Consider the following 11,747-nt stretch of genomic DNA (forward strand, 5'->3'; position numbering starts at 1 on the left):
ATCTGTGCGGCTTACCGCACCAATTCCGCGTCCATCCAAATGGGCAGGTGATCCGACGCGCGACGGGCCTCGCCCTTGAGAAGCACACCGGAATCCTGATGCCGGAACGACTTACCCAACGCGAACCGGTCCAAGGGGGCCAGCAATTTGCTGGCGTGAAAGCTGGGTCCGGGGACGATTAGGTCAAACTGATCCTTGAGCAAATCAAACCCGATACGGGGTGACCATTCGTTCATATCGCCCGCAATGATCGTCCGGGGCGCGCGTTCATCAATCGTGTCGCGCAGGTGGGCCAGTTGTAATTGCCGGCATCCGCGCCGCAGCCCCAGATGGGTTCCCACGACCGTGACATCGCCTTCTGGTCCGCTGATATCCGCCACAAGCGCACCGCGCGGTTCTATTCCCGGCAGCACAAGGCGTTCGGCGTCATGCACCGTGAAACCGTCGCGCACCAAAAGCGCATTGCCATGCCACCCCGAACTTGGCCCGTCGATCACATCGACGATGCGCAGACCGGTGTGATCATACAGCAATTCGTCAGGCAACACCGCAGGCCGAGCCCCAAGCCGTTTGTCCGCCTCTTGCAAGGCCACAACATCCGCATCCAGATCAGCCAGAACCCGGATGATCCGCAGCGGATCGCGACGCCAATCCAAACCGACGGCTTTTCGAATGTTGTAACTGGCAATCCGCATCGGACCTCTCTTTTGATGGACCTGTGTAAAATTTGGCCCCGGGACTGGCAATATGTGACTCTTGTTTCACGAAATTTAAGACACGCCCCATTAGATATCATTCTAAAGTCGCAGGACAGACGACTAGGAGCCACGCCCATAGCAAGATAGTGTATACGCAGTGACATGCGCTGTGACCATCGTGATACCCGGTTTGGTCGCGCACTCACAAAGAAAGGACAGACTTTCATGCGTGACGTTCGATTTACTCTTCGGTGGCTTGTGTTGAGTGTGTTCACATTGGCCAGTTTGCTGCTCGTTCTGGGGCCAGACACGGGAATGGCGCAGACGGCGGACACCGCCAGTGCGATTGAAACGGACAGGTCCGCCACCGGCGGGGCACCGACGCTGGAAGATATCATGCGGCGACAAGAGGGGCTGGCCGTCGATAACACGCATCGCGCCGAAAATATCGGCAATCCCAAGGCGGCGGCCGGCATGCGCGAACAGCTGGGCACCCTGGGTGGAGCGTCCGATCCGGACCTTTGGCGCGGAATGCGGTTTAATGCGGCTGATGTCACGACCCAGATACGCGGCCCGGCGGCAGAGGTTCTGATCCAGGATCGCGGGATGTGGTGGCTACAGTTCCGCGAAGGCCCGTTGCTGACCTATGGCGGGTATCTTTTGCTTGGCACGCTGGGGCTTTTGGTTTTGTTCTACCTGCTACGAGGTCGGGTGATGATCGACGGTGAAAAAACCGGGCGGCGGATTGAGCGGTTCAAGAATTTTGAACGATTCGGTCACTGGCTGCTTGCGGGCTCTTTCATTCTGCTTGGTCTCACCGGTCTTATTTCACTGATGGGGCGCAAATTCCTGATCCCGGCCTTTGGTCACGAACCCTATGCATGGATTGCCGGGTATTCGAAATGGGTTCACAACAATGTCTCGTGGGCCTTTATCATTGCCTTGGTCATGATCCTGATCATGTGGGTTGTTCACAACCTTCCGGACCGGACAGATATACGTTGGCTGGCCAAAGGTGGTGGCTTGTTTGGCGGGGAACACCCTCCGGCCAAAAAGTTCAATGCAGGTCAGAAATTCATTTTTTGGTCGACAATTGTGTTGGGCGGGTCCATCGCGGTGTCCGGTGTGTCCTTGCTGTTCCCGTTCGAGTTGCCGCTGTTTGCCAAGACATTTGGCCTGTTGAACATGACCGGCCTGCCCGAGCTTTTTGGATTTGGTGTGCTACCCGAAGTTTTGACGCCGCATGAAGAAATGCAATATGCACAGCTTTGGCATGCCATTGTCAGCTTCGTTCTGATGGCGATCATTCTGGCGCATATCTATATCGGCTCTGTGGGCATGGAGGGGGCCTATGACGCCATGGGGACTGGTCTGGTGGAAGAACAATGGGCCAAGGAACATCACAGCCTTTGGGTGGAAGAGGTGAAAAAGCGCGAAGGAACCCCACCGGGTCATGTCACTCCGGCCGAGTGACATGCGCTTTGGTTTCGCCCTTGGCGCGGCACTGATCTGTGCATCACCTGTTGTGTCGGAAGAGTTTTTCACTCTGAAAGGGCATGGCGGACCTATCATGGGTATCGCCGTGTCTGACACCGACCAGATCGCAACTGTCAGCTTTGACAACGCCGTTGGCCTATGGTCCGCCAAGACCGCACAGTGGCTGGACGGCCATAAAGCTGCGGTCAATGCCGTCGTTTTCGGTGCGGATGGCACGCTCTATTCGGCGGGCGACGATTTCGACATCCGGGTCTGGCCGGCAGATGGGCAGCCTTCATCGGTCTGGTCTGGACATCAGGGCAAAATCGTCGCTTTGGCGCTATCGCCCGATGGCACGCGGCTTGCATCGGCAAGCTGGGATGGCTCTATCGGGCTTTGGCCGCTTGATGGCAGCCCTGCAAGTTTTCTGAAGGGCCATAACGGGCCGGTCAATGATGTCGCCTTCACGCAGGATGGAGAACGGTTATATTCTGCCTCTGCAGATGGCAGCATCCGACTGTGGGACATCGCCTCCGCCGTTGAACTTCAGCGCGTGGTGGAACACGGTTTTGGCGTGAACGAGATCGAAGTGAATGCCGCCGCTGGCTGGATCGCCTACGGCGCGGTGGATGGCGGAACCCGCGCCCTTGATCTGACAACGGGACAAGCCCTTGCTGACCTCACGCTGGACAGACGTCCGGTTTTGTCAATGGCACAAGACACGGATGGCCGCCAACTCGCTGTTGGGGATGGCGAAGGCTATATCATGGTGGTCGACACGGTCACCTGGCACATCAAACGTGATTTTCGCGCGGCAGAGCGTGGCCCCATCTGGGCCTTGGCGTTTTCAAGGGACGGCACCAATATTCATGCGGGGGGACTGGACCCCAGACTGTACTCCTGGCCAATCTCCACAATGGGCGATCTGGACCCTATGGCAACCGATGCGCCAGGTTATCTTGCAGACCCGAACACGATGCCGAATGGAGAGCGCCAATTCATGCGGAAATGTTCGATTTGCCATAGCTTGACCCCGGGCAGCGCACGGCGCGCGGGCCCCAGCCTTTATGACCTGTTCGGGCGCAAAGCCGGGACTGTGCGCGATTATACATATTCAGACGCGCTGACGGGATCGGCGCTGATCTGGGACGAAACCACAATTGATGCCCTTTTCGACATTGGCCCGGAAGAGTACATTCCCGGCACCAAGATGCCGATGCAACGGATCACCAATGCGCAGGACCGTGCGGATCTGGTGACATATCTGCGTCGGGAAACCGCGCCAAAGGAGAGATCGAAGTGAAAGCCATGATCCTGGGATTTGTCGCCATCGCCGTTATTGCCGTACTCGGAGACCTCGTCTTGCACGAAATGGGCTGGAGCGCAGAGGAACAGGGATCGTCTTCCAGCAATGTCCGGCTGGATTAACTATGTTCCGACCTGCAAAACCGCGCTGTGCTGACGCAGCAAGGCGATAACGCTTAACGCGGTGATCTTGCCCGTTGCCGGGTTTTCCGCACTTGGGCGGTTTTCGATCGACATGGTGAAATCAGAACTGTCCGACCTCACCCGCACCGAATGCAAATTGCGTTCAAGCGACGGATCGGCCCAGACCTCCATGCGGGTTTTGTCGGGTCCGATGCCAGCAAGGCTGACTGCTGCGGCAACGTTGACATTGGCCGGAAAGACTTTGGCGATTTCTGACACAGCCCCTTCGATGATCTGGTACGGCTTGGTCAGGCCGGTAAGATCCAGGTTTTGTTGCTGAACATAGGGCGCATTGATCAAGCCCGCGACCGGCTTGCGCGTTTCGATCACAACCGAATGCACCGTGCCAACCGCCACCGCCTTGATCGCATCAAGCCCCAGCATCGCACCAGAGGGGATCTGAAGTGTGGCACCGGTTTCAGCCGCCATATCGAAAAGAGCCTGCTGGCCCAACAGCTGACTTGCAGACAAGACAATCAGCGTCTTGCCCGCCTGAAGAACGGGCCGCGCAAGATCAAGAAACAGTTGCGGTGGCAAGCATTCAATCACGGCATCGCAATGCCGGGCCATGTCGTCAAACGCGTAATTTGACACCGGTTTAGACAGTTGTGCATTGGCCTCGGCGGCGCGTTCGGCGTTGCGCACTGACATTGCTGCAAGTGTGCAACCGGGAATCCCGCCGCGATCAAGCTCTTGCGCCACGCGCAGGCCAATGGCCCCCATGCCTGCAATCCCAATTTTCATGCCTGATACCTTTTGACCATGTCGACAATGCGATGCGCCGCCGCAACCGAAGCAGCGTGGTCTTGGGAAAAGTTCAAACGGATGCTTGAGGCCGTATGCGGCGCAAATTCCGACCCCGGCGTCACTGTGACACCCGCCTGAATCCGCAGCAGTCGCACAACATCCTCGGGCGAAACAATAAGTTTGGGCAATTCGGGGAACAGATAGCTGCCCGCCTGGGGTGTGGCTGTCGGAAAACCGGCCGCGCGGAAAATGGCAAGCAGATCATCCCGGATCGCCTCGTGTTGCGCGATCCGCGCCTCCATCCAGCCCTCGGGTTCATGAAACCACGTCCTGAGCGTAGATTGAGAATACCCAGCCGCACGCAGTGAAACGATCGCCTGCAGCTTTTCCATCCTGTCAATCAAAGACGCAGTGCCAAAGGCGACGCCCAATCGAAAGCCGCTTAGGGATTCGGTTTTCGATGGCCCCATGATCGTGACAAGATTGGCGGGCCGTTCGGTGCAGGATCTCAGATGGGTGTAGGTCTCTCCGCTGTAACGCAAGCGCGAATAGAGCTGATCGACAATGACCGTCACGTCATGCTGTCTTGCCAAAGCCGCTATCGCGGTGATTGCCTCTTGTGAATAGACCTGCCCTGTTGGGTTGTTTGGCGTCGAGAACACAAACACCTTTGCACCGGCTTCAAATGCGGCCTCAAGCGCTGTGATATCCAGACCGGCCCTGTCGTGATAGTGTAATGTCACCGGCAGGATCGTTCCGCCGAAAAAGGTCACAAGTTTGCGGTTTGCGAAATAGTCGGGTTCAACAATCGCAACCTTGGTGCCGTGATCGACAACCGCGCCAAGCGCCAGAAAAAGAGCCCCCTGCGTGCCAGGTGTGATGATCAACTCGTCGACCGCATCCACCGGCGCGCCAGTAAATCCCGCCAGACTGTCTGCGACCTGATCGCGAATGACGGACGCGCCGCGATATTCGGTGTAGGCTTGGGCACCGCCCATTTCAAACCCTGCCTCCCAGGCCTCGCGGGCCCCCGGTGTCGGGGCAAACGCATCTACATCGCCATGGGAAAAATCGACGGGTTCGCCCGTCAAGATATCGCCGATCATCATTGATTTCAGATCATCTGCGCTTTGACGCACTTCCTGCCCCGGTGCATTTTCCGCACCAAGATTGGCAAATTTCGTCTCAAGCTTGCTCATGATCCACTCCTGTCTCAGATGCGGTATCTCTGGGCGATTTTGCATCAGGATGCCAGAGCCAAGCAGATCGGTTATTATCCAGATGTCCGCCGCGCCGCGCTGAGGGCTTCTTCCAACACGTCATTCCGGCCGATATGATTGGCTAAAATCAGGATCAAACGCGCGTTCAGCGCATGCATCTCTGGCTCGTCCAAGCCATCATGTGCGGCAAGCAGAGCTGCATAAAAATCGTCGGAATTGTCAAAATTCGGCTCGCGTATAAGGCCCGCCATCACAGATCCTTTCCCATCGCTATGCGGTATGCCGCCCGAACTGCGCCATGATCAAAGTGATCCCATCGCGCGACAACATGTTGATCGGGCCGGATCAGATAGACCGCCGTGTCATGTGAACCGAGATAGCGGTCTGACATCTCATCACCGGGCTGTGACGTAACATGCACAACAGGAAGCACGGTCTTGTCGACCACGCACTCGGTCAGGTTTGGCGCATTGATCGCAAGAAGACCAAACCCGGTTTTGAGGTGATCCAGCAGAAACCCACGCTCTAACCGGGCATCGGGACAGGGGCTTCCGGGCCGGGACCGCGCCGGACCATTGACCAGACCGTCAACGCCATTCAGTGCCGAGCCGTCATAGGTACACGGCATCGACAAACGGCCCGAATTGACCATCGGGCGCGCGAAGGGGTGGTCTTCGACAAGATCCAGAACGGCATCGCGGAACAACGCATGTGCCGGGTTCCGCGGTGTCAGAAAATCCGCCGACCGGCTGGAATTCTTGATATTCTCCAACGCACCGTGTTTGCGTTCGGCGTGATAGCTGTCCAGCAATCTGTCCGGTGCCTCCCCCGACAGCACAGCGGCAAGTTTCCAGCCAAGGTTGTCGATGTCCTGAATGCCACCATTGGCACCACGCGCGCCAAAGGGGCTGACCTGATGGGCGCTGTCGCCGGCAAAGAAAACCCGTCCGTGCCGGTAATCCTTCATCGTGCAGCAGCGGAATGTGTAGATTGAGGTCCAGACCAGATCAAAGTCGATCTCTTCTCCGATCATGGCCTGCACACGAGACCTGATTTTGTCAGGGTCCATCTCTGCCTCGCGGTCAATGTCCCACCCCAATTGGAAATCAAGTCGCCAGACATCATCGGGCTGTTTGTGCATCAAGGCTGTTTCACCGCGATTGAAGGGGGGATCGAACCAAAAGCGGCGCTCGACCGGGAATTCCGCCTTCATCTTGATGTCCGCGATCAGGAAATTGTCTTCAAACACGCGCCCATCGAAATCAAGGCCCATCAGCCCCCGGATCGGAGAATTTGCCCCATCACAAGCGACCAGATAGTCAGCCTCGATCTGGTAGGGGCCGTCGGGTGTGTCAACATCCAGAAGAACGTGGTCTTCCCGGCGTTCCAATGCCGTGACGCAGTTTTGACCACGAATGTCGATAGGTGCGCCATTGGCCTGTTGTTCGCGGATTTTCTCTACGATGAACTGTTCGAAATAGGGCTGTTGCAGATTGATAAAGGCAGGCTGCTTGTGCCCCTCTTCGGGAAGAAGATTAAAGGTGTAGATCTCTTTTTCGTCCCGAAAAACGCGCCCAAGGTTCCAGACGACACCTTTGTCGACCATCGGATCGGCACAGCCAAGACGGTCGCAGATTTCCAGCGTCCGCTTGGCAAAGCAAATCGCGCGGCTGCCCATGCCAACACCGTCATGATCGTCCAGAACGACGCAGGATATCCCGCGATTTCCAAGGTCAAGGGCAAGCGCCATGCCAATCGGACCACCCCCGACAATCACAACCGGATGACGCACTGGCGTCGCCCTGTCCTGGTCGGCAACTTTCTCGTAGGGATACAGCCGAAAGGCGGTTTGGTATCGAACAGCAACCATGGCGTTTACCCCTGCAAAGCGGCCCACATTTCAAGATCACGCTTATCTGTCCAGATGCGCGGATGCCAAATGCCGCGCGCTTCGTCATAGGCGCGGGACACGTTGAACGGCAGGCAATGTTCGTAAATGGCAAAATCCTTGAATTTTGGGTCACAGACCTCGCGAACGGCGTCCCAGGCATCTTTCAGGCTTCCGCCTTTGACAGCGACCTTAGCCGCCGGTTGGTACGTGCTGTTAACGAAATCCCGCGTGCTTTCGATGGCCCGATGCACGGCATCCTTACCGATCAAAGCACCACCCCGCCCCGGCGCGATGGCATCCACATCATAAGCTTTGATCGCGTCCAGCGTGGTGCCCCATTCGCCAAAATACCCGTCCCCGCAATAACATGCGGAATGGTCTTCAACGATATCGCCTGTAAACATGACGTTTTGATCCGGCACATGGATTACGGCGTCTCCGGCTGTGTGCGCACGGCCGATCTGTTTAATGTCAACGCGGCGGTTGCCCAGATACACGGTCATGCTGTCTGAAAACGTGGTCGTCGGCCAGGTCAGGCCCGGAATGCTCTCGTGGCCTTCGAACAGGCGCGGGAAGCGTTGGAATTCACTGTCCCAGTCCTCTTGCCCACGCTCCGCCACCATTGCGCGCGCGGTGTCCGACATGATGATCTGATCCGCGTTAAAGGCCGATGCCCCAAGAACCCGCACTGCGTGATAATGCGTCAGGACCACGTGAGAGATGGGCTTGTCCGTCACCTCGCGGACTTTTTCGATTACCTTGTGGGCCAGTCTTGGCGTGGCTTGTGCTTCGACAATCATGACGCTGTCATCGCCGATGATCACACCCGAGTTCGGATCGCCCTCGGCGGTAAACGCCCAAAGGCCTTCGCCGATTTCGTCAAAGGTGATGGTTTTTTCGGTCATGTCCCCTTGGGACGCGAAGGCCTTACTCATGTCAGCTCTGCTTTCTGTGTCATTGGTCCCAGGCACCGATGCGCCTGTTCTGTCGCGATGATCCTGCCAAACTCACCAGAAAAACGGCGTGTTTTTGGCCCGGAGATTGTGCGGATTGCACGTTTCATTTTTTGCCCGGCGTCCCGTCGAATTTTTTCTCAAGGCTGTCCCAGCAATCAATATAATCGTCCTGCAACGGAGCCTCTTTACCGGCAAACGCCGTCAGGTGCTGTGGGAAACGGGTTTCGAACATAAAGGACATGGTGTTGTCCAATTTCTCTGGCCCCAGATTTGCGTTTGACGCGCCTTCAAAGGCGTTTTTGTCCGGCCCGTGCGGTAGCATCATGTTGTGTAACGAGACCCCGCCCGGCACAAAACCTTTCGGTTTGGCATCATATTGGCCGTAGATGTTGCCCATCAATTCAGACATGATGTTCTTGTGATACCAAGGCGGGCGGAATGTGTCTTCAGCCACCATCCAGCGTTCCCGGAAGAGGACAAAATCAATATTGGCCGTGCCCGGTTGACCGGATGGCGCGGTCAGGACGGTGAAAATAGACGGATCAGGATGATCGAACAGGATGGCCCCGACCGGACAATAGGTTTTCAGATCATATTTCAGCGGCGCGTAATTGCCATGCCAAGCCACCACGTCCAACGGGGATTGTCCGATATGGGTTTCGTGAAACTGGCCGCACCATTTGATCACAACCCGGCTGGGCACGTCACGGTCTTCGAACGCCGCAACGGGTGCCTTGAAATCGCGCGGGTTGGCCATGCAATTGGCACCGATTGGGCCACGCCCCGGCAATTCGAATTTTTGACCATAGTTTTCGCAAACAAAACCCCGACACGGCCCGTCCAGAACCTCGACGCGGTACAACAAGCCGCGGGGCAGGATTGCAATTTCCTGCGGCGCGATGTCGATCACACCCAGCTCGGTCGCAAACCGCAGACTGCCCTCTTGCGGGACCACCAGCAATTCGCTGTCGGCGGAAAAGAAATAGTCGTCGGTCATGCTTTGGGTCACAAGATAGACATGGGTCGCCATGCCGACCTGGGTGTTGACGTCGCCCGCGGTTGTCATTGTGCGCATACCGGTCAGCCATGTGAGGGCGTCATCTGTATGCGGCACAGGATCCCAGCGATACTGCCCAAGCGATGTTACATCCTCGACCACATGCGGGGCTGACTTCCAATATGGCAGATCAATCCGTGTGTACCGATGCGAATGTTTGACAGAGGGCCGAATGCGATAGCACCAGGTACGCTCTGGCCGTTCGTGGGTAAACGCTGTGCCAGACAGCTGTTCGCCATAAAGGCCATAGTTGCACTTTTGTGGGCTGTTCATGCCTTGAGGCAAGGCACCGGGAAGCGCTTCTGTTTCAAAATCATTGCCAAAGCCCGGCATATACCCGTCGGTTGTGCCAACAGGACTTACGGCACTGACCAATCCGTGTGGTTTCGAAACCTTGTTCATCTGACGCCTCCCCAGGAAATACCCGTGCTGGGTATTGGTTGTATTTGTAACTATCAATGGTTTATTTTACAGGCATGAATAATAAAGCACCCTTTCAGCCGCAGGACTTCATGCCGTATCTTCTGGCGCAGGCCGCCGAGAAAACGAGCCTGGAATTCCAGAAATATTACCGCGTGACCTACGGGATGCTGCGCACCGAATGGCGGGTCATGTTCCATCTTGGGCGGTATGGGGCGCTTACGGCAACAGAAATCTGCGAACGCGCCACCATCCATAAAACAAAAGTCAGCCGCGCGGTGACGGCTTTGGAAACGCGCCGGTTTCTGTCACGCGAACGCCAAGCACAGGATCGGCGGCGCGAAGTGCTGTCGCTTACGAAATCCGGACAGACGGTTTTCCAGGATCTTGTTGTTGAGGCAGAACGCTACAACACCCGGTTGATGCAGTCGTTCAGCAAGGATGACGCCGAAACCGTCCGCCGTGTCTTGTTGCAGATTGCGGGGATGCCGCCGGAATAGGTCTAGAAGACCGACCATCGCATGGCATTGCTCAAAAGCGCTGCGGCCCGCGTGCCTGCTTTGGAATTGCCGTAGTGATCCAGACCCGGAGACCAGATCCCAATCGACGCGCGCCCCGGGGCGATAACCAACAACCCGCCCCCAACGCCGCTTTTGCCAGGCAAACCCACGCGGAATGCGAATTCGCCTGACCCGTCATAGTGCCCACATGTCATCATCAGCGCATTGATGCGTTTGGCCCGGCGCAGCGGCAAAACGCTTGGAGCATTGGCAAAACCCGCCAGACCGCGACCGGCACGCGCCAGTTGCAGCGTGGTCATTTCGATTGCGCACTGATGGAAATAGGTGCCGAGCGTCAGTTCAGGTTCGCTGTCAAGGTTGCCATGACTGTCCAGATAATGGGCAAGTGCCTTGTTGCGGGCACCGGTGGCTTTTTCGGAGCGCGCGACAGAGGCATCGATGTGGATGTCGTCGTCGGATGCCATCGCCCGAACGATACCGATGATCTCGGCCAGCGCCAGACGCGGTTCCCGCCCAGACAAAAGAGCATCCGTTGTCACAATGGCCCCGGCATTCACAAACGGGTTGCGCGGACGCCCCTTTTCACTTTCCAGCAGGATAACAGAATCGAATGACGTCCCGGACGGCTCGCGCCCCACACGATTCCACAGCGCATCCCCGACCCGGCCCAACGCGGCGATCAGCGCAAAGACTTTTGAAATCGACTGGATCGAAAACCGCGTGTCGGACTGGCCCGCCGAATATTCGGCACCGTTTTCCAGGCAGACGGAAATCGCAAACTGCGCCGGATCAATTGCGGCCAGCTGTGGAATATACTGTGCCGGCGCGCCCCAATCAGCCTCGTCACGCACGGTTTGATCAATCTTTGTGAGGGCTGCTTGAAGTGCCGTGTTTTTCGGTCCTGACATGTCGTCCAAAATCCACCTCCTGCCGGGCTTTCCGGCGTCCAATCACCTCATTACAACGCCGCCTCACGGCATATCACAAGGCCGGTCAGGTGGTTTTTCATATAAGCGCCTAGGAGCTACTGATTTCTTTCAAAAGCCACTCTGCCCGCGCCACATGTGTTCGTGCCACGCCCAGTTTCCGCTCTAACCGCGCTTTCTTTTCGGTCGACTGCGTCAAGGCGATCTTGGCTTCAAGCTCGTCCGCCTTTTTCCGGAGTTTGGCCAGAACAGACGCGACATGGTCAGGTTTGATTTTGCTGGCCTTCCCGCTTTCAAGGCGCTCATTGTATTCGACCACTTTGGCCGCAAGCTTTTTCAGACCCATT

General features: G+C 56.9%; 13 protein-coding genes. 4 read left to right on the forward strand and 9 right to left on the reverse strand.

Features of this window, described 5'->3' with window-relative positions; all coding sequences use genetic code 11:
* Positions 1-11 precede the first annotated feature (11 nt).
* Positions 12-695 carry an endonuclease/exonuclease/phosphatase family protein gene (locus ACG74X_RS11330; RefSeq protein WP_411234855.1) on the reverse strand — a complete coding sequence of 228 codons (684 nt, stop codon included), beginning with the start codon at positions 693-695 and terminating at the stop codon, positions 12-14.
* 228 nt (positions 696-923) lie between these two features.
* Between ACG74X_RS11330 and ACG74X_RS11335 the strand changes: the two genes are divergently transcribed.
* From ACG74X_RS11335 to ACG74X_RS11345, 3 genes are read left to right on the forward strand one after another with little or no spacing between them, the layout of a single operon-like run.
* Positions 924-2,171 (forward strand): formate dehydrogenase subunit gamma, encoded by a 1,248-nt coding sequence (locus ACG74X_RS11335; RefSeq protein WP_411234857.1) that lies wholly within the window; start codon positions 924-926, stop codon positions 2,169-2,171.
* Entirely contained in the window at positions 2,152-3,477 is a 1,326-nt protein-coding gene (locus ACG74X_RS11340) for a c-type cytochrome (protein WP_411234859.1), read from the forward strand. Before ACG74X_RS11335 ends, ACG74X_RS11340 begins: the two co-directional genes overlap by 20 nt.
* A complete protein-coding gene (locus tag ACG74X_RS11345) occupies positions 3,474-3,602 on the forward strand; it encodes a hypothetical protein (RefSeq protein ID WP_411234860.1) in 129 nt (42 codons plus the stop codon). Before ACG74X_RS11340 ends, ACG74X_RS11345 begins: the two co-directional genes overlap by 4 nt.
* Here the strand turns inward: ACG74X_RS11345 and ACG74X_RS11350 are convergent, their stop codons facing one another.
* The 6 genes from ACG74X_RS11350 to hmgA form a co-directional block, all read right to left on the reverse strand.
* Positions 3,603-4,406 (reverse strand): aspartate dehydrogenase, encoded by an 804-nt coding sequence (locus tag ACG74X_RS11350; protein WP_411234861.1) that lies wholly within the window; start codon positions 4,404-4,406, stop codon positions 3,603-3,605.
* On the reverse strand, positions 4,403-5,608 hold the full coding sequence (locus ACG74X_RS11355) for a pyridoxal phosphate-dependent aminotransferase (RefSeq protein WP_411234863.1): 1,206 nt from the start codon (positions 5,606-5,608) through the stop codon (positions 4,403-4,405). Before ACG74X_RS11355 ends, ACG74X_RS11350 begins: the two co-directional genes overlap by 4 nt.
* Positions 5,609-5,682: 74 nt before the next feature.
* Positions 5,683-5,880, reverse strand: a complete 198-nt coding sequence (locus ACG74X_RS11360; protein WP_411234864.1) for a DUF2783 domain-containing protein — start codon at positions 5,878-5,880, stop codon at positions 5,683-5,685.
* Positions 5,880-7,499, reverse strand: coding sequence for an FAD-dependent oxidoreductase (locus tag ACG74X_RS11365; RefSeq protein ID WP_411234865.1), 1,620 nt, complete (start codon positions 7,497-7,499; stop codon positions 5,880-5,882). Before ACG74X_RS11365 ends, ACG74X_RS11360 begins: the two co-directional genes overlap by 1 nt.
* 5 nt (positions 7,500-7,504) lie before the next feature.
* Positions 7,505-8,455, reverse strand: coding sequence for an MBL fold metallo-hydrolase (locus tag ACG74X_RS11370; protein WP_411234866.1), 951 nt, complete (start codon positions 8,453-8,455; stop codon positions 7,505-7,507).
* 124 nt (positions 8,456-8,579) lie between these two features.
* The gene (gene hmgA / locus ACG74X_RS11375; RefSeq protein ID WP_411234868.1) at positions 8,580-9,935 is read right to left on the reverse strand and encodes a homogentisate 1,2-dioxygenase; all 1,356 of its coding nucleotides are present in this window, start codon (positions 9,933-9,935) and stop codon (positions 8,580-8,582) included.
* A 74-nt stretch (positions 9,936-10,009) separates the two neighbouring features.
* Between hmgA and ACG74X_RS11380 the strand changes: the two genes are divergently transcribed.
* Positions 10,010-10,453, forward strand: coding sequence for a MarR family winged helix-turn-helix transcriptional regulator (locus ACG74X_RS11380; protein WP_411234869.1), 444 nt, complete (start codon positions 10,010-10,012; stop codon positions 10,451-10,453).
* Positions 10,454-10,455: 2 nt separating this feature from the next.
* Here the strand turns inward: ACG74X_RS11380 and ACG74X_RS11385 are convergent, their stop codons facing one another.
* Positions 10,456-11,382, reverse strand: coding sequence for a glutaminase (locus ACG74X_RS11385; RefSeq protein WP_411235009.1), 927 nt, complete (start codon positions 11,380-11,382; stop codon positions 10,456-10,458).
* 109 nt (positions 11,383-11,491) lie between these two features.
* Positions 11,492-11,746, reverse strand: a complete 255-nt coding sequence (locus ACG74X_RS11390) for a hypothetical protein (RefSeq protein ID WP_411234870.1) — start codon at positions 11,744-11,746, stop codon at positions 11,492-11,494.
* Position 11,747: the final 1 nt, after the last annotated feature.

Source organism: Marivita sp. S0852, assembly GCF_046591575.1.
In the GTDB taxonomy this organism is placed as follows: domain Bacteria; phylum Pseudomonadota; class Alphaproteobacteria; order Rhodobacterales; family Rhodobacteraceae; genus Marivita.